General features: G+C 55.9%; 18 protein-coding genes and 1 pseudogene. 12 read left to right on the forward strand and 7 right to left on the reverse strand.

All coding sequences use genetic code 11. From position 1 onward, the window contains the following. Positions 1-179: 179 nt before the first annotated feature. Positions 180-317: pseudogene (locus SLW74_RS00045) on the reverse strand (LysR family transcriptional regulator); the annotation flags it as partial. A gap of 128 nt (positions 318-445) precedes the next feature. On the opposite strand from SLW74_RS00045, the gene SLW74_RS00050 reads away from it, so the two are divergent. Next, complete coding sequence (locus SLW74_RS00050; protein WP_410927794.1) at positions 446-1,729, forward strand: tyrosine-type recombinase/integrase; 1,284 nt, start codon at positions 446-448, stop codon at positions 1,727-1,729. A gap of 182 nt (positions 1,730-1,911) precedes the next feature. On the opposite strand, the gene SLW74_RS00055 is transcribed toward SLW74_RS00050, so the two are convergent. Continuing rightward, the gene (locus SLW74_RS00055) at positions 1,912-2,556 is read right to left on the reverse strand and encodes an MAE_28990/MAE_18760 family HEPN-like nuclease (protein WP_410927795.1); all 645 of its coding nucleotides are present in this window, start codon (positions 2,554-2,556) and stop codon (positions 1,912-1,914) included. 10 nt (positions 2,557-2,566) lie between these two features. Then, positions 2,567-3,673, reverse strand: coding sequence for a DUF262 domain-containing protein (locus SLW74_RS00060; RefSeq protein ID WP_410927796.1), 1,107 nt, complete (start codon positions 3,671-3,673; stop codon positions 2,567-2,569). 756 nt (positions 3,674-4,429) lie between these two features. Here SLW74_RS00060 and SLW74_RS00065 point away from each other — a divergent pair. The 5 genes from SLW74_RS00065 (at position 4,430) to SLW74_RS00085 (ending at position 9,119) form a co-directional block, all read left to right on the forward strand. Further along, positions 4,430-5,008, forward strand: a complete 579-nt coding sequence (locus SLW74_RS00065; RefSeq protein ID WP_410927797.1) for a recombinase family protein — start codon at positions 4,430-4,432, stop codon at positions 5,006-5,008. Between the two features lie 1,284 nt (positions 5,009-6,292). Next, the gene (locus tag SLW74_RS00070; protein WP_410927798.1) at positions 6,293-6,664 is read left to right on the forward strand and encodes a hypothetical protein; all 372 of its coding nucleotides are present in this window, start codon (positions 6,293-6,295) and stop codon (positions 6,662-6,664) included. Positions 6,665-7,112: 448 nt separating this feature from the next. After that, complete coding sequence (locus SLW74_RS00075; RefSeq protein WP_410927799.1) at positions 7,113-7,790, forward strand: hypothetical protein; 678 nt, start codon at positions 7,113-7,115, stop codon at positions 7,788-7,790. Then, positions 7,787-7,960, forward strand: coding sequence for a hypothetical protein (locus tag SLW74_RS00080; protein ID WP_410927800.1), 174 nt, complete (start codon positions 7,787-7,789; stop codon positions 7,958-7,960). Before SLW74_RS00075 ends, SLW74_RS00080 begins: the two co-directional genes overlap by 4 nt. A gap of 133 nt (positions 7,961-8,093) precedes the next feature. Further along, positions 8,094-9,119, forward strand: coding sequence for a hypothetical protein (locus tag SLW74_RS00085; RefSeq protein WP_410927801.1), 1,026 nt, complete (start codon positions 8,094-8,096; stop codon positions 9,117-9,119). A 342-nt stretch (positions 9,120-9,461) separates the two neighbouring features. On the opposite strand, the gene SLW74_RS00090 is transcribed toward SLW74_RS00085, so the two are convergent. The 3 genes from SLW74_RS00090 to SLW74_RS00100 all read right to left on the reverse strand — a co-directional run bounded on the left by SLW74_RS00090 (position 9,462) and on the right by SLW74_RS00100 (position 12,464). Beyond that, the gene (locus SLW74_RS00090) at positions 9,462-10,169 is read right to left on the reverse strand and encodes a hypothetical protein (RefSeq protein ID WP_410927802.1); all 708 of its coding nucleotides are present in this window, start codon (positions 10,167-10,169) and stop codon (positions 9,462-9,464) included. 140 nt (positions 10,170-10,309) lie between these two features. Continuing rightward, positions 10,310-11,233 carry a hypothetical protein gene (locus SLW74_RS00095; RefSeq protein ID WP_410927803.1) on the reverse strand — a complete coding sequence of 308 codons (924 nt, stop codon included), beginning with the start codon at positions 11,231-11,233 and terminating at the stop codon, positions 10,310-10,312. 283 nt (positions 11,234-11,516) lie between these two features. After that, positions 11,517-12,464 carry a LysR family transcriptional regulator gene (locus tag SLW74_RS00100; RefSeq protein ID WP_410927804.1) on the reverse strand — a complete coding sequence of 316 codons (948 nt, stop codon included), beginning with the start codon at positions 12,462-12,464 and terminating at the stop codon, positions 11,517-11,519. Between the two features lie 187 nt (positions 12,465-12,651). Between SLW74_RS00100 and SLW74_RS00105 the strand changes: the two genes are divergently transcribed. The 3 genes from SLW74_RS00105 to mmsB all read left to right on the forward strand — a co-directional run bounded on the left by SLW74_RS00105 (position 12,652) and on the right by mmsB (position 16,605). Continuing rightward, positions 12,652-13,980: an MFS transporter gene (locus SLW74_RS00105; protein ID WP_410927805.1), complete on the forward strand. Its 1,329-nt coding sequence runs from the start codon at positions 12,652-12,654 to the stop codon at positions 13,978-13,980. Between the two features lie 57 nt (positions 13,981-14,037). Beyond that, a complete protein-coding gene (locus SLW74_RS00110; RefSeq protein WP_410927806.1) occupies positions 14,038-15,564 on the forward strand; it encodes a CoA-acylating methylmalonate-semialdehyde dehydrogenase in 1,527 nt (508 codons plus the stop codon). A gap of 150 nt (positions 15,565-15,714) precedes the next feature. Further along, on the forward strand, positions 15,715-16,605 hold the full coding sequence (mmsB, locus tag SLW74_RS00115; RefSeq protein WP_410927807.1) for a 3-hydroxyisobutyrate dehydrogenase: 891 nt from the start codon (positions 15,715-15,717) through the stop codon (positions 16,603-16,605). 325 nt (positions 16,606-16,930) lie between these two features. On the opposite strand, the gene argH is transcribed toward mmsB, so the two are convergent. Then, positions 16,931-18,358 (reverse strand): argininosuccinate lyase, encoded by a 1,428-nt coding sequence (gene argH, locus SLW74_RS00120; protein WP_410927808.1) that lies wholly within the window; start codon positions 18,356-18,358, stop codon positions 16,931-16,933. A 258-nt stretch (positions 18,359-18,616) separates the two neighbouring features. Between argH and SLW74_RS00125 the strand changes: the two genes are divergently transcribed. From SLW74_RS00125 to SLW74_RS00135, 3 genes are all read left to right on the forward strand, one after another. Continuing rightward, positions 18,617-19,381, forward strand: coding sequence for a sulfite exporter TauE/SafE family protein (locus SLW74_RS00125; protein WP_410927809.1), 765 nt, complete (start codon positions 18,617-18,619; stop codon positions 19,379-19,381). Positions 19,382-19,594: 213 nt separating this feature from the next. Then, entirely contained in the window at positions 19,595-20,179 is a 585-nt protein-coding gene (locus SLW74_RS00130) for an NAD(P)H-dependent oxidoreductase (protein WP_192132459.1), read from the forward strand. 139 nt (positions 20,180-20,318) lie between these two features. After that, entirely contained in the window at positions 20,319-21,215 is an 897-nt protein-coding gene (locus tag SLW74_RS00135) for a LysR substrate-binding domain-containing protein (protein WP_410927810.1), read from the forward strand. Positions 21,216-21,320 lie beyond the last annotated feature (105 nt).

Consider the following 21,320-nt stretch of genomic DNA (forward strand, 5'->3'; position numbering starts at 1 on the left):
GGAAGGGGCTTTTTAGATGGGGTTTCCAGCCATTCGACGATCTGGTGGGAGTGAGCTTGCCCACGAAGAGGGGCGGCCATCCAATGCATCTTCAGCGGCTGAAATGCCGCTTTCGTGAGCAAGCTCACTCCCACAGGATCGCGTTGAGCCGAGACACTCTGTCCACAGCCGACTTCTCATTAATCCACAAACGTCATCCGCCCGGCTTTACCCAACAGAAACCCCTGATTGCGCTCGGTAGCCTCACGGATGTAATCCCACAGCAACGTGATTCGCTTCAACTTGCGCAGGTCCTCCCGGCAGTACATCCAGAATTTTCAAGGAATACGGGTTAACCCACTGAGTACGGGGCTTAACCGATATGAACCTCTCTTCACCGCGATCTGCTGTCACAACCACTGTCACAAATCTGCTCGCTTCTCAGGGGCCGACCACAAGACTCGCTATGCCATATCACTACCGGCGCAACGGTATTTACTACCTTCGTCTGCGGGCGACAGGCAGCATCGCCGAGTCCGCTTCTGTCTCCCTCAAGACCCGCAACAGAAGGGCCGCTCTGGATGCTTCTGATCAGCTATCGGGATTCATCAGGGCATTCCACCGTGAGAACCCAACGGCTCTGTGGTCTGAGCTGAAGGAGCATTTCTTGTCGGTCTCGGCTGAGGTACTTGGGCACAAACGTTTAGCGGAGTCGTCGCATGCTTGGGGGGCGCTGCATGCAGATGGCGAGCGTGGTTCTTCAAACCTTGAGGCTTTCCCTTCCAGCTCGTTGCAACTGGTGGGTGGCGTCTCCTCATCTCAACCGACGACAGTGCCTGCAATGACTTTCGAGATTCTGTCCGGTCTCTATATGGCTGATAGGGCAGGGGAGCAGAAGGCCAATACGCTGAGTAGCACCAAGTTCACGCATGGCGTTCTCTGCTCCGCTTTAGGGGCGCTGGACTTGAGGATGCACTCACGGGCAGACCTTGTTTCCTTGAGGGATCAGCTAGCTACTACGCGCAAACCCTCAACGGTGAATCAGATGCTAATGAAGCTCTCGGCTGTCCTGAATTGGGCTGTTGCAAACGGCCACCTAGAAAAGGTTTTCGACAAGAAGCTCAAATTCACCAAGGGCCTAGAGTCGAACCGCAAGGCGCTCAGTCAGGATCAGGTAGGTAAGCTGATGCAGTACGCTAACAATCTGTCTGAAACCTCATGGAAGCGCTGGCTGCTGAGTCTAGGCATCATCACTGGCGGGCGTCTCAACGAAATATCCCAGTTAACCACGGGAGACATTCATGTCCTTGCGTCTGGGATTTCAGCAATTCACATCAATGAGGCTGGTGAAGGAAAGTCCATCAAAAATAAACGTAGCGAGCGGATGGTGCCTTTAACGGATGGTGCTTATGGATTCGACCTTGCAGCTTTCCTGAGGTATGTCGAAGCGTGCAAGCTCAGTGGGTCGGAGTCATTGGCGCAAATCGGTTACAGACCGGCAGGCGAGTGGGCTAATCAACAGGCTATCCCAGCGGCCCTTGGAGATACCTACGAGCGTGGCTTGGTGTTTCACTCGTTGCGTCACTCTCTGGCTTCCCTGATGCAGGCTAGAGGAGTTCCAACAACTCATGCCCAAGCGGTGATGGGGCATGCCTCTGGTACAATAACCTTCGACACTTATGGTGCCGGAGTCCCTGTTGACACCATCGCAAAAATGTTAAAGGTGATCTTATCGGATGATGAGTGTTGAAACTGCGAAGCGTCTCTAGCATATTTCAAAAGATAGAATCCGATTTCACTTGCAATGCCTAAGTAGTTGCCACAATTTTACAGCGATAAACGTATAACCAAAAGAGGTTGGGGCTGCATGCTTTTCTGATGCGTTCAGCCCCACCCAATCTGATGATTGGGCTTTGGCTTTCGATTTATAGGTTATGCTGGTCTTTTGTAGCTTTCTAGTGATGCTGCATTAAGCAAGTCTGTTTTGTAGTCCCGCATCATTTGGAGTACATCAGCAACAAGTAATCCAAACTCTTTTCCACCCAAATCCATGAATTCGCCATGCGCTACTTTGTTGCGACGATTTACTAGGCTTTCGTCGATTAGATTGAATTTTGTTGTGTATTTGTCCACGTCTATATCTAGCGACGTGGCGATGTTAGTGAATACCTTAGATGTAAGGTTGGACTCGGTATCAATTGCTGATGACATCTGCATTCTCGCAGGGTTTCCCATCTCTGAAAAAACGAACTCAAAAGCCTTGATGTTAGCAGCAGCTTTTCGTGAGCTGGATAGCATTTCGAGATGAGCCTTCAATCCGAAAATCGCAAAGCAGGTCTTAAGTTCGCCGTAAGTTAATCCTCGGTGTTGTACAAAGTTCAAGTACAGCTCTGAAGCAGTTTTTATAAAGCCTTCCCAATGCGCATATGTTAAAGTCACTCCGGCGCGTATGAAAAACTTTCGTTCAGGGCTGCCGCTTCTGGAGGCGACATTAAAAGCGCCGACCTCCTTTACTCGCCATCCCATTTCTGAATCCAAAGCGTCTTGCAGTTGATCTAGCGTACGAATATCAGCCATGGATTGTGCCTCACGGCTTTAGTAAGTCAGCTGCTATTGGTAGCAGTCGAGCCAGCCGTGTTGTCCCTCGAATACCAGCACCTGAGTACTGATTAAACGTTGGATTATTCCAAAGGCTTTTCGCTGCCTGCTCGATAAATGCCTGCCTTTCATGTGCCTGCAAAGCTTCGAGTTCAACCAAGTTGTGCGATACGCCTGTAGACATGACCTCGAATACAGACATTAAGAACTTGCCTGAGAAGTTACGACCATCCCATCGTTTGAATGACATCGAGCCAAGAGCTTCGGATAAGAATGTGAAGGTTTTAGTAAATACCTCTCCCTCTTGATTTAGATCAAAAGTATTGTCAGTTGCCATCTTCATCAGCGCATCGTCAAGATACTCATGTACATCCAGTCCAGGCTGGTAAGGTATATATCTGAAAGCAAAGAAACGTAGCGCTAACTCGACGCCCGCTTGGGAGTTTAGTGCGGTTTCAGTTTGGCCGGTGGTTTCGATAAATGCAGCATTGTTTGAGTGCTCAATAAGCCAGTCATAAAACTCACGGTTCAACGATACTGCGATACTATTTCTAACTTCTTGTTCGGTAAGGCTCGCGCCCCCAGTGTTAAGTCGCTGGAATAGTTCAAACTTTGCCGAGACATCGCTATCCGACTTCAATATTTCGACTCGAACGCGCGCCCGCTTGATTTCAATTTGCAGAGGTTGAGGTATTCCATCATTAGCTCCATTTGCTGACTCCTTCCACCGCTTCCCGTCAAGGCTTGGTAGGAATCTGGTGCCATTAAGAATCAGAGGACCTAACTCCGCGGCGCGGTCACCTTTGAGATCGCCGGTGAGCTGCAATACGGTCGAGAGCCGTTGTAACCCATCGATAAGCTCCCATACTCCGTTCTCATCCTGATATACAAAAATAGGCGGAATTGGGATGCCAAGAATGAGGGACTCAATGAAACGGGATTTACGCTCATCACCCCAGCGGAAAAGGCGTTGAAAAACAGGATCGATTACCAGTTCGTCGTCTCTGTAGAGGTTGATGATTTCACCGATTGACATCTCATACCCATCGGTGATGACTTTCTTCCGTGCGGTCTGAATCTCGTCTGCCAGAGCCATAATTTCTCCTAGTTATCGGCGCAATGTCCGATCAGCATTACTAAATTTGTCGCGGCAGCATGCTTTGCAGCGTTCACTGGTTGTCATGCGGGTATCGGCCACGAAGCAGGGTAAAGCATTAAAGTAGCACTGAACCCGTTCCCTCTGCCTCTCTGCTCCGTCGATTTTCTTGGAGGAGCGATACTCGCTGAGGTGATTGAGCAATCGATGAAGAGGATGAGCTTGGTCATTTGCTGCCGTCCTAGATCACCGAATCGAAAATGGTTTGCACCCGTCAGGCATATCTCGCTCGCTCGGGCAGCTCTAGTTCCCCCGTGAGGGGGGCAGCGTGTGGTTGTGTGTGCAGCCGGGGGCATAGACACCTTTCTTTTCGGGGGGCTGGCCGGGGCTTTCGTAGTCTCAGGGCTTTAGGGCTGTGCTGTCGTGGCGGGCTGTGCTGCCGTCTGCCGGTCGATGCGTCGAGGTGGGGGCCAGTGCCGACCCTCTTGCTCTATCGTTGTCTGTACGCGCGCCGGTCGTGCAATGGCTACTGTAGTGGGCAGGGCGATGGCCGGTAGTGGTTGTCGATGTCCTGTTGATCAAGTGCCTGTCGGTCTGGCTTGCAGGTGGTGACATCAAACGATCAATTGTAGTCACCTTTAAAACGGGTCATAAGGTGGTGACATCTAAATAGGGTTTGACACTTGTTGGCACCACTTGTATTGTTGTCACCATTACATGGCACCAAATGCCAGCTCGAAGACCAGAGGCGACACCATGACCGCACGTACATACGCCTATTGCCGGGTATCCACCACCGAGCAGACTACAGATAACCAAATGCACGCTATCAGGGAGCGCGGATACGTCATCCCTGCGAACCGGGTACACACTGAGACGATAAGCGGCTCAGTACCAGCCTCCGAACGTCCTGTATTTGCAAGGTTGGTAGACCGTTTGGAGAGTGGAGACACGCTTGTGGTTCTGAAACTAGACCGCCTTGGTCGTGACAGCATCGACGTGCAGGCCACCATCGATAAGTTGATGGCTTTAGGTATCCGGGTTATCTCGCTCGACCTGCCAGCCTCAGACCTGACCAGCGTAGAGGGTAGGTTCATCATGCAGGTAATGGCGGCGCTGGCTGAGATGGAACGTGGCCGTATCCGTGAGCGTACCAGCGAGGGGCTAGCCCGTGCCAAAGCTGCCGGTGTGAAGCTGGGTCGTCCTGTAGCTGATGACGTCACGTCTCAGGTGCGCGAGCTGCGTGCCAAGGGTATGAGTCAATCTGAGGTTGCCGAAGCTTTGGGGCTGTCCCTGCGCACCGTGAAGCGCCATTGCGCCAAGGAGTCCGTCTGAGTTGTAAAGCGGGCTGAAGTTTGAGGCCCAGACACTCGGGCATGCGACCACATGTATTACTGGGTATTCCAGGTGCAAGCCTTCTCGCGGGTTATGCCTTGATCAATCATATGTTGACCGTGGAGGGCCACCAGAGCGCGCAGACGCTACGTTGATTCAACTGGCAGGCCAACACCGATCACAGGCCTTCACGGTTGCGGTATCTCATCTGACAGCGGCTGTCCTACTGGCCGAGGGCGGGGGTTCAGGGCAAGCGCCGGGATGGTTATGCGAGATGCGCTGTTAAAGCTTCGGGCAGTTAGCTGTCTGCTCCGCTTGCGGCTTTCACATGAAACCCCAGGATATGTGAGGGGTACGGGTAAACGTGCCTCAGGCGCGCTCTCAGTGCCTCACGGTTTCAAAGCGAGTCTAGGCTTTGAATTGCATTATAGGACCGCCAGTAGCTTAGATTTAAGTCTCACAGTGTTAGACACTTGAAACCCACAGGTTTTTAAATTCCAGAGCGGCCAGCGGCAAACGTGACTGGATCGGGCATTCTGGTCATAAAGTCTCACAGTGATTTAGTGTGAGACTGCTGTGCAAATAATAAACAAAACCGCTGGAAGCCTCGTAATCCGTGGTCTGTAGCCCGATGCCTATTTAAGTTGCAGTACAGGAGAATCCCCAGTAGCAACAGTAGTGTAGTAGTTAAGGTAGCTACTGTAGCTACAGTATTATCAAGTAGTCATAGTTGTATTTCTCCCTTCTTCTGCTTATGGAGAAAGGGAGATTAACTATCTGCTATAGGGTATCCAGTCCAGTAACGCCCCAGAACGCCCGTAGGCAGCTATGGCGCAGAATGCTGAGCCGAATACTGCCAAGCGCTTTAAACGCGAATAGCGAGCCTCTGGGGCTTTGCATTTGGTTAAATCTCACATTGTTAGACTCTAGATAAGTTGCATTGCAGGTTGGCGGGCGTGCTCCGACCGGCCCCGCCCTTTAAGTTGCAGTAGAGGAAGAGCACTCGATGTGGGAGCGATGCCGATAGAAAATTGTTATGATACTATAAGTGTTCATTGCTTTTGACTATTGGTTCATCGGTCTCAGGCCAAGTAGCAAAGTAGTAATCAGTAGAAACAGTAGCAGCAGTAGAAAACTCCCTACTTCTTTGGAACAAAGAAAGAGAGCAACCAGTAGCCCCCAGTAGCAACTAGTAGTAACCAGTAGCGCCCCTTAGCTTGGGGTTACGTACATGAAAGTCGCACGGAGATTTAATCAACCCTACAGTCAGAGAGGTAATAGACCTTGGAAACTCCCATTACAGGCGATGCGTCGTCTCAAGTTAAACGCCAGCCGCAAGTTGGTGTCACGCTACACAACATGCCAAACGTGGATTTCACAGCAATCACCGATGCCAGTCACGCTATTAATCAAAGCAATCTCTCTGGTAAGCGCATGGGTAGCCTTGTACTTGCAGTGGACTCGAAGCAAGTAGAGTCAGGCTTGGGCCGTATCAGCTTGATGATTGCTCACGGTAGCAAGCCAGAGGACGGATGGTCAGCATTGTTCGCCGGTCGTATCAACGATGCACAGTGGAAGCCAGTCTATCCAGAGGGTGAGGTGAAGGAGTACATGGAACCTGTTCCCATTACTACCCGCCCATTTGTGCCAGCATGATCAGGGATATTCAAGTTGTCTCTAACCCGATCATCGACCGAACTGTTAAGCCTACTCCGCGCCTACCCGGTATGCCGATGGGTGCGACTGGTATCTCATTCACTCCTGAACGTACTAGCGATAAGCCTGACGTTCTACTGACACCCGCTCAGAAGCTCATGCAACAGACGATGCTCAAAGGCAGGTCATCGGGTTTCTGATTAAGTTGCAGTACAGATTAAATCCTGGGGCAGGGCATACAAGCTGGGGCATTCCCTACTCATTAGTAACGGTCTGGTCGCCTTTCTCCTATGAGTGGCCGAGTGCCCCAACTTGTATGCCCTCTATCACCTACCTAGACCGACTTGCAAATTTGCATGTCGTACCCCTTCGCCTACACGTCCCCCCCAAAATTCCCAGAGTGCAAATTTGCATTCTGCATTCCTTAATCAATATCGAGAGGTCTACTATGACTATCGCACTGCCCATTAAACTACCCGACTCAAGGGGTAACTTACACACCTTCCTATCAAATGAGGAAGGGCTATACAACCTCACTGACATCTGGCGAGAGTTGGGCCTTCCTGACCGCAAAGCACCTAGCCAGTGGAACAACGAGGCTAAGCGCGAATTAACTAGCTCGGGAAATTTCCAGAGCATAAATGGTAGGGGTGGGCAAACCCTTGCAACGGAGAAAGCATGCATCGCATATTCGATGTGGGTGTCTTTCCCCTTCTATTCACTAGTCGTTGACACCTTCATAGTCGTGCGCAATGACGAGAAGTTAGCAGCAGCCACCTATCGCAAGTTAACTGAGGAACATCAAGACATGTTCGCGGCCAATGCCCGGAAGGTTAAAGCGTACTCCCGGCTTGATCGTACCCTGTTGCACTGGCGTCATAGCTGCTACTTGGCCGACATCCATAGCCCCGATCTTGCGTACAAGTATGTAGTTCAGAACTATCTGTTCTGGTGTGCCCGTCATCAAGGCAAGTTAACCCGATATTCACTTACTAATGCTGGCAGAGATGCTGGGTTCTACGTGGTGAGTGGAGGGAGTTTCAGCGATGGCCTCCGTATTACATCGAAGGGCCGTTGCTGGCTCATGGATCACGCGGATGAAATCAACGAGGCTACCCGAGCATGAGAACTCTACGCATCGGATACAACCCGTCATTCAACTATGGCGGCGAGCTGGGTAATGCTGATGAGGGAGACACGGTTAATGGCCGTCAACCTTATGCTGCACCTGTCAGCCTGCAATCGAACTTCAATGAAGGGCGTGGCGTTCAGCTTGTAGCCAAGAAGGTCACGTAAGTAACTGAATGCCTAGCACTGCACTGCACTGCACTGCACTGCACTTGCCCTGCTGGCGTTCAACCGTACATGAAAGTCGCAACCCTATACCTGCCCAATCCCAATCCCATTACCGTTAAAGAGAGAGGTTCCAATGACCACAACTACCGCACAAATTATCAACGACATGAAGGTTAACGATGCCCAGACTTTGATTGCTAAGTTCGGCGCAGATAATGCCAAGGCTCGTATCCGTTACATCGGCGTACACGCCACCATGTTGGAAGTTACTAGCCAGTTTGATCAATACCGCCCGCTGCTGATTCCGGGCCGCGAGCTGCACGACCATAAGCTACGTGCGATGGGCAAGGTGCAGGATGAAGTAAGCAAGACGCTGCGCAACTTCGAATCCACTGGCCGACTGCTGGGCGAGCTGCCCGAAGACCTGCCAAATCCGGAGCAATACAGCAACCTGTTCAAGTGGCTGTCCGACCTGCGCCTGTCGATCATGACCAAGGCACCAGACAACGACCTGTTCAAGAACCCCACCGGCCTCTACGGCTACGACTACCCGAAATGGCGTGAGTACATCAGCCAGTACGGCGACGACCTGCTGCCCCTGATCGATGCCATGTCAGAGCGTATCAAGACAGACTATCCGTACTACGATCACCTGCAAGCACTGGGCGAAGTCGCTCATGAGCTGGTGATCAACTCCGAGGGACGTAGCGATCATCTGGCTACCAAACTGCTGGACCTGCTGCCTACCATCACCCGCCCGTTCACTCAGGCAGGCCGTGAGGCGTTCGAGCTGTTCCAAGTTGCCCTGTTGTCTGAGGTCGATGCCGATGCATTGGTCAAGGCTGGCTGGACCCCACAGCATTCCGAGGTCATAGAGGTTGCATGCGTCCGCTCTGGTCTGCATCACAAGGCCAAGGGGCCACGGGTTGAGGTCGTCCGTATCTCTGCCTACGAGCTGAACTACACCCGCTTACGTCAAGCGATGCAGCGCGAGTACAAGGCTGCTCAAGAGGCGCACAAGCTGGAACGCGAAGCTGAGGTAATGGCTGGCCGGAAGCAACAATTGATTGATCAAGCCGACCGTAAGGACGCACTAATCCTCAAGCTGCGAGCTGGCGATATCACCACCGAGGAACTGCGCGAGCTGGAAGCCCTGTAACACCGGGGCAAGTACTTGGGAGAACAAGTGAGACAAGATGCAGAGGCGCGAGAGGCAAGCAGGGACGATGGGCTGTGTGAGTGGACATGCGCAGCCTGTAACAACTGAGTCGATCCATCCACTACCCGAGAGGGGTCAGGTATTAGCCCGGCCCGCCTAGCACTGCACTGGATGCAGACAGGTCGAACCTCAAAGAAAGTTGTAGCACGTCAACTCCCCGTATCGGGCGGCATCTGTCTTTTTGCGAACTCTGTACCTACTAATCCCACGCCGAGTAGGAATATCGCCGTCTGAATCTGCTGCTCATCACCGACCCATTCAAAAGGGTGATACGCGTAACCACTACTCTACGATATTTGCGTTAATGCCTAGAAGTTTGGCGACCTCTTCCCTCCGCTTATTGCTGAACTGCCATACCCGTCCAATGGACGCAACTGTTACAAACTGGCCATGCAGACTAGTAGGCCATTTGTAGTCTGGATCATGGAGTCCACCAACGTAAAATGATTTATCGGTACACCGGTTTAAAGTATGGTGTGTACTTTTAGTGTCGGCTATTGGCATTTGCTGCTTTTTAGCCCTGCGAAGAACCACATCTTCTTCGCGTATAAGTCTGTTAACTTCTTTTGTCGCTACGGTAGGTGCCGTATTGATATTGTCCATGACGATAGTTAAGTGTCGAATCAGCTTCATCGAAAGGTCAGACCCTCCATCAAAATCTTCTTGTACTCCACCGCCTCTGATTTCTTTTTTGAACTCGCACAGTCGTGACCATTGGTTAGGGTCATGATCTTGAGGCAGCGCGCTTTTTGAGAAATAAATTAGTGTAGGACGTTTCTCTTTTATGAAGTATTTTATTTCCTCTACCGTGCCTGACTTTTCTACGCCCGTATCACTTCCAAGTCTGGACCAGAAAGGAGAAACAATAATATCGCAGTCCTTAACAATCAGGTCGTTAAGTATTCCTTGAGGGCGATCCCCCTGAAGTGGAGCACTATCAAGTTCCCACATAACAGGGAGCAAAATCTTTTCAGTCTTGACGCTATTCATAGAGTTCCAAGTATGAATGGCAGTCTCAATCACCTTTCTCTCAGCACTTACGTCCGAAGGGGATCCGATCAAAACACGGTAGGCGGTCACAGATACTGGCATAAAATACCCCTGTAGATAAGTAGGTGAGTAGCTGTGTATTATCTAAAGTTGTTAAGAAGAGTCCTTGATGATAGTGGCGCTCTGTCGATCTGTCCTGATTCTAGTATTCTGACGATGGAATGGGTTTCATTCCCGTCTACGCGTCCGTAAAATAGATAGTATCGATCTCTCTCAAAAGTTTGCCAGTTACGACTTTCGAAGATATCAAGTTCGCAGTGTCCGCTGAGCTCGTGCTGGGGAGATTTGAAATTAAAGAAAACTCGGTTGTACTTGCCTTTTGCAATAGAGGTAGGCTGGCCAAAGAACAAGAAGCTTTTTCCAAGATACCGTTTTATATCTTGCTGGGCTTTCTCTATAGGGACGATTAAATCGCGCAGTAAGACGGCTTCCTCTCCTTCAAACTGAATAGCGATATCAAGGCTTATTTGAGCCAAACGCACAAGCCTACGTACGGTGCGAAAGTGCCCCGGATTTAGCAGGTTCCCATCAGCATCGTAGAAGTTCTCAAACCCGCGACCATTTACCGATGAGCCGCCCTGTACTTCCTTCCTTTTACGTGGGTTCTGATCCTGATCTTCATCATCATCGTCCTCATCTGCCTCGTTCTCCGTCAAGCTCTTCCAGCCTGCGAACGTTACGAGGTTGATAGCTCTTTTCTCTTTGCCCCCCTCATCATCCCCACCGCCCGCACCACCCTTTCTCCTGTGTGGACATTCCACCTTATCGAAGCCGGGCATATGAAAGTAGAACGCCGGAACGCCATCTTTCCGCGTTGGGTTCTTGCGGGGTCGCCTACTGCACATGACCCCACACTCGGGACAATAGATCAGACCGTGATGCTCATCATCAGCGTAAGACTCTGGAAGCAATCGGGGAGCATCAACAAGGGTAGCTGGTGCGACCGATGATGGTTGAGGCTCAAGGACGAGAAACGCAACTTTGGGGATTGAGATCTGTGCCATACATTCCTTTGTTTCAATGGACGATTAGTCGACGAAAATGGATCCCATCTTCAACGGATAGTAGCAAGGCGCCATCCAGTCACGCTACCTGCATCTACAAGAGATCGAGACTTATGGAGAGTGGAGTCATTTAGCCCAGTCATAGCGCTCAGATGCTGGGCCTTTTGTTCGGTTTCTACAGGTACCTCTCCTTGTCACAAGTCCTGTACCAACAACTGTCACAAACCGTTGGTCAACCCTTGCTCGCCCCGCTACGATATGGCTACCTGATTCCTTGAAAATTTCAATCCACAAACGTCATCCGTTCCGTCTTACCCAACAAAAACCCCTGATTGCGCTCGGTAGCCTCACGGATGTAATCCCACAACAGGGTGATCCGCTTGAGCTTGCGCAGGTCCTCCCGGCAGTACATCCAGAACTGCCGCGTGATATCCACCTCACTCTCCAGCACCGGCAGCAGTCGCGCATCCTGTGCCGCCAGAAAGCACGGCAGAATCGCCAGCGCTCGTCCCTGCAGCGCGGCGACGTATTGGGCGATGACGCTGGTGCTGCGCAGGGTGGCATGGGCGCCGGGGAGGAGGTTGCTGAGGTAGAGCAATTCCGAGCTGAAGGCCAGATCGTCGACGTAGCTAATAAACGGATGGTCGGCGAGGTCTTCGGTCTTGAGGATCGGCGCGTGGTTGTCGAGATAATCCTGGGTGGCGTAGAGCCTCAGGCTGTAGTCGCACAGCTTGCAGCACACGTAAGGCCCGTGCTCCGGACGCTCCAGCGCGATAACGATGTCTGCCTCGCGCTTGGACAGGCTGATGAAGTGCGGCAGCGGCAGGATATCCACTGAAATGGCCGGGTACGTGTCGGTGAAGTGACTGAGTTGCGGGGTGATGAAGAAGCTGCCGAAGCCTTCAGTGCAGCCCATGCGCACATGCCCCGACAATGCGACGCCGGAGCCGGACACCTGCTCGCAGGCGATGTGCAGCGTGCTTTCGATGGACTCCGCAGCGCCAAGCAAGCGTTGGCCTTCTGCAGTGAGGATGAAGCCGGTGTTGCGGGATTTCTCGAACAGCAGCGTGCCCAGTGACGTTTCCAGCGAGCTGATCCGTCTCGACACCGTTGTGTAGTCCACCGCGAGGCGTTTGGCCGCGGAACTGGCCTTGCGCGTGCGCGCCACTTCGAGGAAAAACTTCAGGTCATCCCAATTAAGGGCGCTCAAGGACGTGATGTTTTTTTGCATGTTGGACCTGCTTTTATGTGCGTTCTTATTAGAAGTTTGCACATCTATACTCCGAAGCGCGGCCGGATCCAACCAGCACTTTAATGCCTGATGCAGTGCCTGAATCCAACGAGGAAACACCCCGGCAAATCGCTCTACCCCCACACGCCATAACACCCTGCACAACAATAAATAAGCGGAGGAGTTTATGAAGAACGCTATTACGGCGGACGCTGGCGCACTCGATGCCAGTCCCGTGAAAAACGCCCGATCCTATCGGCTTGCCGGCGCGGCGAGCATGGCTGGCACGACCATCGAGTGGTACGACTTTTTCCTCTACGGCACAGCTGCCGCACTGATCTTCAACAAGATCTTCTTTCCTGCACTGGATCCGATCATCGGTGTGCTGGCGGCGTTCGCCACCTACGCCGTGGGCTTTCTCGGCCGGCCGCTGGGCGGCATTGTGTTCGGCCATTTCGGCGACAAGATCGGGCGCAAGTCCATGCTCCTGTTCACCCTGATGCTGATGGGCATTCCGACCATCATCATCGGCCTGATTCCGACCTACGAACAGATCGGCTATTGGGCCGCAGTGCTGCTCGTCGCGATGCGTTTCTTGCAGGGCATGGCCGTCGGCGGCGAGTGGGGCGGGGCGGTGCTGATGGCCGTCGAACATGCGCCCGAGGGCCGCAAAGGTTTCTACGGCAGCCTGCCGCAAACCGGCGTTGGCGCAGGGCTGGTGTTGGCTTCGCTGGCGATGGGCATGGTCGCCAAATTGCCGGAGGCCGACATGCTCAGTTGGGGCTGGCGGATTCCGTTTCTCGCCAGCGTCGTGCTGCTGGGCGTGGGCTGGTTGATTCGTTTGAAAGTCCCGGAGTCGCCCGATTTCGAGAAGCTCAAAAAAGACAACATCGCCGTCAAGGTGCCGCTGTTCAAAGTGTTCCGCGACCATCCGAGAGAAACCCTGACGATCATCGGCGCGCGCACCGCGGAGAACGCCTGGTTTTACATGTCGGTGACCTTCGCCCTGGCGTACGCCGCCAACCAGTTGCTCATCCCTCGCGCTGACGTGCTGAGCGCGATCACGGCTGGCGCTGCACTTTCTCTGGTGACGATGCCGCTGTGTGGGCACCTGTCCGACAAGGTCGGTCAGAAACGTCTGTATTTCGCCGGGCTTCTGCTGCTCTGCGCCTTCGTCTATCCGTTCTTCGCCATGCTCGGCACCCGCGAGCCGCAGATGGTGTGGTGGGCGATGGTGTTGGCGGTGGGCGTGGTCTTCCCGATCCTCTACGCGCCGGAATCTCTGCTGTTTGCCCGTCAATTTCCGGCGGAAATTCGCTACAGCGGCATCTCCGTCTCGGTGCAGTTGGCGGGCGTTCTGGGCGGCGGATTCGCGCCGATGATCGCCACGCAATTGCTGGCCATGGGCGGCGGCAGTCCGCGCTACGTGATCGCCTACCTGATCGGCATGGCGCTGGTGGCTTTGGTCTGTACCGCGCTGATGAAGCGCGATCCCCCTCGCCATCGCGCTGCCTGAAATCGACTTTTTTCAGCGCGGCCAGGCCGGCGCGCTGCCTTGAATGGAGCAATGGCAATGAACGTGTCACTGAACAAACACAACACCACCGTGGCCCGCGTGAAACTGCTGATCGGCGGCGAATGGGTTGAGTCGCAAACCACCGAGTGGCTCGACGTGGTCAACCCCGCCACCCAGGAAGTGCTGGCCCACGTGCCCTTCGCGACGGCCGCCGAGGTCGATGCCGCTGTCGCCGCCGCGCAGAAAGCCTTCGCAACCTGGCGGCACACGCCGATTGGCGCCCGCATGCGCATCATGCTCAAGTTGCAGGCGTTGATCCGTGAACACTCCAAGCGCATCGCCGTCGTGCTCAGCGCCGAGCAGGGCAAGACCATTGCCGACGCCGAGGGCGATATCTTCCGCGGCCTGGAGGTGGTCGAGCACGCGTGCTCCATCGGCACACTGCAGATGGGGGAATTCGCCGAGAACGTCGCCGGTGGCGTAGACACCTACACGCTGCGTCAGCCCATCGGCGTCTGCGCAGGGATCACGCCCTTCAACTTCCCGGCGATGATTCCGCTGTGGATGTTCCCGATGGCCATTGCCTGCGGCAACACCTTCGTGCTCAAGCCATCCGAGCAGGACCCGATGTCGACCATGCTGCTGGTGGAGCTGGCGGTTGAGGCGGGCGTGCCAGCGGGCGTGCTCAACGTTGTGCATGGCGGCAAAGAGGTGGTCGACGGGATCTGCACCCACGAGGACATCAAGGCGGTGTCCTTCGTCGGTTCGACGGCGGTGGGCACTCACGTTTACGACCTGGCGGGCAAACACGGCAAGCGCGTGCAGTCGATGATGGGCGCGAAGAACCATGCTGTCGTGCTGCCCGATGCCAACCGTGAGCAGACCCTCAACGCGCTGGTCGGCGCCGGTTTCGGGGCGGCGGGTCAGCGCTGCATGGCGACGTCGGCGGTGGTGATGGTCGGCGCGGCGAAGCAGTGGATTCCCGATCTGAAGGCATTGGCGCAGAAGCTCAAGGTGAACGCGGGCAGCGAAGCGGGCACCGATGTCGGGCCAGTGATTTCCAGGCGCGCTAAACAGCGGATTCTTGATTTGATCGAAAGCGGCGTTCAGGAAGGCGGCACCCTCGAACTGGATGGGCGCGGCATCACGGTAGCGGGCTACGAGGACGGCAATTTCGTCGGGCCGACGCTGTTCACCGGCGTGACGACGGAGATGCAGATCTACACTCAGGAAATCTTCGGGCCGGTGCTCGTGGTGCTGGAGGTCGATACGCTGGATCAGGCCATCGCCCTGGTCAACGCCAACCCGTTTGGCAATGGCGTCGGGCTGTTCACCCAGAGCGGTGCGGCGGCGCGCAAATTCCAGAGTGAAATCGACGTAGGTCAGGTCGGCATCAACATCCCGATTCCGGTGCCGGTGCCGTTCTTCAGCTTCACCGGTTCGCGCGGTTCGAAGCTGGGTGATCTGGGACCGTACGGCAAACAGGTGGTGCAGTTCTACACTCAGACCAAGACCGTCACCAGCCGCTGGTTCGATGACGACAGCGTGAATGACGGCGTGAATACGACGATCAATTTGCGTTGAGTGCGACGCGCTTTGAGCGGGCCTTGCTTGCTCGCGATCGCGTTGCGTCATTCAGCGTTGCGCTTTCTGAACGATCGCTTCGCGAGCAAGCTCGCTCCCACAAGGGGCCTGCGTCGCCGGTGGCACTGGAACTGAACAAGGAGAACAACCATGAAAATCGCCTTCATCGGCCTGGGCAATATGGGTGCGCCGATGGCGCGGAATCTGATCCGTGCCGGGCATCAGCTGCATTTGTTCGACGTCAACCAACAGGTCTTGGCCGAACTGGCCGAATTGGGCAGCCGCATCAGTGAGTCGCCCAAACATGCGGCTCAGGGCGCGGACCTGGTCATCACCATGCTTCCGGCGGCCGCTCACGTTCGCGCGGTTTACCTGAATGAAGACGGCGTACTGGCTGGCATCAGTGCAGGGGTGCCGGCGGTGGATTGCAGCACGATTGATCCACAGACCATCCGCGATGTGGCGGCGGCAGCGGCGAAACAAGGCGTGGTGGTCGGCGATGCGCCGGTGTCCGGCGGGACCGGTGGCGCGCAGACCGGGACGCTGACGTTCATGGTCGGCGCGAGCCTTGAGCACTTTACGGTGCTCAAGCCGATCCTGGCGCAGATGGGCCGCAACATCGTCCATTGCGGCGATGTCGGCACCGGGCAGATCGCGAAGATCTGCAACAACATGCTGTTGGGCATTTCCATGATCGGCGTGGCGGAAGCCATGGCGCTGGGCAATCGCCTGGGCATCGACACCGGCGTGCTGGCGACCATCATCAACAGCTCGACCGGCCGGTGCTGGAGCTCGGAGATGTACAACCCCTGGCCCGGCGTCGTCGAAACCGCCCCGGCGTCCCGTGGTTACACCGGAGGGTTTGGCGCAGAGCTGATGCTCAAGGACCTGGGCCTGGCAACCGAAGCCGCCAAAGCCGCGCGCCAACCCGTGATTATGGGCGCGCTGGCGCAGCAGCTGTATCAGGCGATGAGTTTGCGCGGTGACGGAGGCAAGGACTTCTCGGCGGTGGTTGAGGCGTACATCAAGGAGGAAAACTGAGGGTGCACATCCGCCGGCCTCTTCCCGGCTAAAGCCGGTCCCACTAGGTAATCGAGTACATCCTTGGGGCTCGCGATTCCACTAAGGTTTTGCATGCGCCGCACTACCTTGTGGGAGCGAGCTTGCTCGCGAAGAGGCATTAACATCCGCTGAATATTTAGCGGCTGGAATGCCGTCTTCGTGAGCAAGCTCAATCCCACAGGTGCTGTGTTCACAGGAAGACGGCGGTGAAGAGAGCAGCATAAACAGCCTCATTTCACGGCGTCCTGTCCGAGGCATTCCCGGCTAAAGCCGGTCCTACTATGCGCACGCGGTCGCACCACAATTAACCTCGCGGGCCGTTGTAATTCTTGGCCCACTGCTCCTGGGCCACCAAATGCGCCTTAAATCGCGCGATCTGCTCGGCCACTCGCACCGGGGACGTTCCGCCCCAGCCGCTGCGCGCCGCCAGTGCCGCTTCCAGCGTCAGGCTCTCCAACACCTCTGGCGTCAGGCGCGGGTCGGTGTCGGCGAGCATCTTTGGCGTCAGCTCCGGTAGCCCGATGTCCTGCGCCTCGCACAGCTGAACCAGTTGTCCGGTGATCTCGTGGGCTTCCTTGAACGGCACGCCGCGAACGGCGAGCCAGTCCGCAATTTCCGTCGCCAGGGTGAACCCCAGGGGCGCCTGACGCAGCAACTCGTCCTTGCGCACCTTCATCGTGCGGACCATGCCGGCAAAGGCAGGCAGCACCAGATTCAGCGTGTCCAGAGCGTCGAAGATGGCGTGTTTGTCTTCGCTCAAATCGCGGTTGTACGACAGCGGCTGCGCCTTGAGCACCGACAGAATCGCGGTCAGCGAACCGATCAAACGGCCTGATTTACCCCGGGCCAGCTCGGCGATGTCCGGGTTCTTCTTCTGCGGCATGATCGAGCTGCCCGTGGCGTAGGCATCGTCCAGCTCGACCCAGCGAAACTGCCGAGACGTCCAGATGCAGAACTCCTCGGCCATGCGCGAAATATTGATCCCCAGCATGCTCGCGCAGAACAGAAACTCGGCCACGTGATCACGGCTGGCGACGGCGTCGATGGAGTTTTCACACGGGCCGGCGTAGCCCATTTCCGCCGCCGAACGTTGAGGGTCGCGGGCGATGGCGGAGCCGGCCATGGCAGCGGCACCGAGGGGCGATAGATTGAAGCGCTGATCCCAATCCTGCAGGCGCTGGATGTCACGATGAATCGCCTGGGCGTGGGCCATCAAATGGTGACCAAAGACAATCGGCTGCGCTTGTTGCAGGTGAGTAAAACCGGGCGCAATGGTCTCGACATGGGCTTCGGCCTGACTGACCAATGCCTGCTGCAGATCAAGAATCGACAGGGTCAGCACGCGAATCCGGTCACGCAGAAACAGCCGCATGTCATTGGCCGTCTGATCGTTGCGCGAGCGCCCGGCGCGAAGCTTGCCGCCCAGTGCGCCGAGGCGTTCGGTGAGCAGGCGCTCGATAAAGGTGTGCACGTCCTCGTCGGCGGGAATTGGCTGAATCGTGCCGGCGGCAAAATCCTCGTCAATCGATTGCAGCGCATCGATGATGCGGCGGGTTTCGTCGGCGTCCAGCAAACCGGCGCGCTCAAGCTCGTGGGCGTGGGCCTTGGAGCCTGCCACGTCATAAGGCGTCATGCGAAAATAGACGGCGGGCGAGCGTGACAGGTTGGCCATCGCTTCCGCCGGCGCGGACTTGAAGCGCGCGCCCCACAGGCGCTCAGTTGCATCGGACATATGCATTCCCCCTCAAACACGTGATTGCTGGCGAGCCAGGCGTCGACGACGTCAAGGGATCCTAGGAAAAACCGGCTGCCGATGAAACGTTACAAATGGCAAGTCGGGTTGGCAGAAATGGAAAGCTGACATCAACCCGCTCTTCAGATGAGTGGCGCTGATTATTTTTCTGTTACCGCAGGTGCCCGAATGTGCTGAAGTGGCACCCATTGCACCACCCGATTTTTCCCCTCGTCGACCTTTTCGCAGGATGCGCCCATGGATGGTTTCCTATCGCTTTATCAACACCTCGGCTGGACGTTGTCAGTGCTGGTGCTGCTGACGTTTCTGCTGGCCGGCACGGTCAAGGGCGTCATCGGCATGGGGCTGCCGACGGTTGCGATGGGCCTGCTGGGGGTGATGATGCTGCCGACCCAGGCGGCGGCGCTGCTGCTGATCCCCTCAACCTTGACCAACCTCTGGCAATTGGCGACCGGCGGCCATCTGCGCGGACTGTGCGCGCGGTTGTGGCCGCTGCTGCTGACGATCGTCATCGGCACCATGCTCGGCTCCTACGCGCTAGGGCTTGGCAACGGGCACGGCATGGCGAGGGCGCTGGGCGGCGCGCTGTTTGTGTATGCACTGTGTGGCTTGTTTCTGCCGACGCTCAAGGTGCCGCCTGCTGCCGAGCGCTGGCTCGGGCCTTTGTGCGGGTTTATCACCGGCCTGGTCACCGCGGCCACTGGCGTTTTCGTCATTCCGGCGGTGCCCTACATTCAGGGCCTGGGGCTGGATCGTAACGAACTGGTGCAGGCGCTTGGGCTGTCCTTCACTGTCTCGACCCTGGCGCTGGGCGTCGGCCTGTTCTGGAACGGCGCGGTAGGCAGCGCTGAAATGAGCGCTTCCTTGCTGGCGCTGATTCCCGCGTTGCTCGGCATGATGTTCGGCCAATGGCTGCGTCAACGCATCAGCGCGTTGGTGTTCAAGCGCATGTTCTTCATCGGCATGGCGCTGCTGGGCGCGCACCTGATGATCGCCGGGTAAACCAGCCGCATTGATCGGCTTTCTCACCCGCCTGCGTGATAACAAGGATTCATTAATCACTGGCCCATTCGTGATTCCCCCGCAAAGGTATTTTGCCCGCTGCCTGCTTATTCGCTGCTCGCCTGACCGCTATTCTGCCGTCCATTCCAATTGAAGACCCTCAATCCGGTACCGCTGAACGGCGGACTGCATTGACGGCGGACGAGGCTTGATATGAAAAAAGTACTGTTTCTCAACGGCGGCAAACAATTCGCCCATTCCGACGGCCGCTACAACACCACGCTGCATGAAGCCGGCATGGCGCTTCTCGATCACGCCGGGTTCGACGTGCAGCAGACCTTCATCGACGGCGGCTACAACGTGGCCGAGGAAGTGCAGAAGTTTCTCTGGGCGGACGTGATCATCTGGCAGATGCCGGGCTGGTGGATGGGCGCGCCGTGGACGGTTAAAAGGTACATCGACGAAGTCTTCACCGAAGGTCACGGCAGCCTGTACGCCAACGACGGTCGCACTCGCTCCGATGCGTCCCGGCGGTATGGCAGCGGCGGCTTGCTGCACGGCAAGCAGTACATGATTTCCGCCACCTGGAACGCGCCGCAGCAAGCCTTCGACGACCCGGCTGACTTCTTCGAAGCCAAGGGCGTGGACGCCGTGTACTTCCCTTTCCACAAGGCCAACCAATTCCTCGGCATGACCGGCCTGCCAACCTTTCTGGCCGTGGACGTGATGAAAATGCCGAACGTCGAAGCAGACGTGAAGCGGTATGAAGCGCATCTGGCCTCGGTGTTCGGGATCTGAGACGCGAGAAGCGAGCTACAAGCTTCAAGCGGCAAGCTTCAAGCTTACGGCTCACGGCTCACTTACGGCTTGCAGCTTGCAGCTTATAGCTCTCCCCCAAGCGCGCTAATATCCGGTCTCTTGTGAGCGGGAGACAACAGTGAAAGCCAGGTCGGATGAGTTGCAGGTGTTTGTCACGGTGATCGAAAGCGGCTCGATTTCTGCGGCGGCCGAGCAGGTCGGGCAGACGCCTTCGGCGATCAGCCGCACCTTGTCGAGACTCGAAGGCAAGCTGGGCACGACGTTGATCAACCGCACCACGCGGCGCATGGACCTGACCGAGGAGGGCAAGTATTTCCTTGAGCGGGCCCGGCAGATTCTGGATCAGATGGAAGAGCTGGAAGAGCGCATGTCGGTGCGCCAGCAGACGCCGTCCGGCCGGTTGCGGATCAACGCGGCGTCGCCCTTCATGCTGCATTCAATCGTCCCGTACGTCGCCGAGTTTCGCACGTTGTATCCGGACATCCAGCTGGAGCTGAACAGCAACGATCTGATCATTGATTTGCTGGAGCAGAGCACCGATGTGGCGATCCGCATTGGCGTACTGGCCGATTCGACCCTGCATGCCCGGCCCCTCGGCAGCAGCCCGCTGAACATTCTGGCCAGCCCGGAATACCTCGACAAACACGGCACGCCGAAAACCGTGGCCGCGCTGAGCGACCATTCGCTGCTCGGCTTCACCCAGACCGAAACCCTCAATCACTGGCCGTTGCGCCACGCCGACGGGGATCGGCTGTTCATCCAGCCAACGGTGTCGGCCTCCAGCGGCGAGACGTTGCGCCAGTTGGCCTTGGCGGGAGAGGGCATCGTCTGCCTGTCGCACTTCATGACCCACGAAGACATCCGCCAAGGGCGCCTCAACGTGATCCTGCCCCAGGCCAACAGCGGCTATCGCCAGCCGATCCACGCGGTGTACTACCGCAACTCGCAGCTGGCGTTGCGGATTCAGTGCTTTCTGGATTTCATTCAGGAGAAGTTGGCGGTGTACGCCGCGTGAACCTGCTTACATTCCCTGTGGGAGCGTGGCTTGTCCCGCGATCTGCCGGGAACCGGCAGCAAACCCTGCAAACGCGGTCTGTCTGGAGGACTTGATTGGAATGGT

Origin of the sequence: Pseudomonas sp. W5-36 (assembly GCF_046540455.1) — a bacterium.
GTDB lineage: Bacteria > Pseudomonadota > Gammaproteobacteria > Pseudomonadales > Pseudomonadaceae > Aquipseudomonas > Aquipseudomonas graminis_B.

What these genes read in the sequence shown, in the direction of transcription:
- SLW74_RS00050 (WP_410927794.1), top strand. Translation starts at nt 446, where the DNA reads ATGCCATATCACTACCGGCGCAACGGTATTTACTACCTTCGTCTGCGG.
- SLW74_RS00055 (WP_410927795.1), bottom strand. Translation starts at nt 2,556, where the DNA reads ATGGCTGATATTCGTACGCTAGATCAACTGCAAGACGCTTTGGATTCA.
- SLW74_RS00060 (WP_410927796.1), bottom strand. Translation starts at nt 3,673, where the DNA reads ATGGCTCTGGCAGACGAGATTCAGACCGCACGGAAGAAAGTCATCACC.
- SLW74_RS00065 (WP_410927797.1), top strand. Translation starts at nt 4,430, where the DNA reads ATGACCGCACGTACATACGCCTATTGCCGGGTATCCACCACCGAGCAG.
- SLW74_RS00075 (WP_410927799.1), top strand. Translation starts at nt 7,113, where the DNA reads ATGACTATCGCACTGCCCATTAAACTACCCGACTCAAGGGGTAACTTA.
- SLW74_RS00080 (WP_410927800.1), top strand. Translation starts at nt 7,787, where the DNA reads ATGAGAACTCTACGCATCGGATACAACCCGTCATTCAACTATGGCGGC.
- SLW74_RS00085 (WP_410927801.1), top strand. Translation starts at nt 8,094, where the DNA reads ATGACCACAACTACCGCACAAATTATCAACGACATGAAGGTTAACGAT.
- SLW74_RS00090 (WP_410927802.1), bottom strand. Translation starts at nt 10,169, where the DNA reads ATGAATAGCGTCAAGACTGAAAAGATTTTGCTCCCTGTTATGTGGGAA.
- SLW74_RS00095 (WP_410927803.1), bottom strand. Translation starts at nt 11,233, where the DNA reads ATGGCACAGATCTCAATCCCCAAAGTTGCGTTTCTCGTCCTTGAGCCT.
- SLW74_RS00100 (WP_410927804.1), bottom strand. Translation starts at nt 12,464, where the DNA reads ATGCAAAAAAACATCACGTCCTTGAGCGCCCTTAATTGGGATGACCTG.
- SLW74_RS00105 (WP_410927805.1), top strand. Translation starts at nt 12,652, where the DNA reads ATGAAGAACGCTATTACGGCGGACGCTGGCGCACTCGATGCCAGTCCC.
- SLW74_RS00110 (WP_410927806.1), top strand. Translation starts at nt 14,038, where the DNA reads ATGAACGTGTCACTGAACAAACACAACACCACCGTGGCCCGCGTGAAA.
- mmsB (WP_410927807.1), top strand. Translation starts at nt 15,715, where the DNA reads ATGAAAATCGCCTTCATCGGCCTGGGCAATATGGGTGCGCCGATGGCG.
- argH (WP_410927808.1), bottom strand. Translation starts at nt 18,358, where the DNA reads ATGTCCGATGCAACTGAGCGCCTGTGGGGCGCGCGCTTCAAGTCCGCG.
- SLW74_RS00125 (WP_410927809.1), top strand. Translation starts at nt 18,617, where the DNA reads ATGGATGGTTTCCTATCGCTTTATCAACACCTCGGCTGGACGTTGTCA.
- SLW74_RS00130 (WP_192132459.1), top strand. Translation starts at nt 19,595, where the DNA reads ATGAAAAAAGTACTGTTTCTCAACGGCGGCAAACAATTCGCCCATTCC.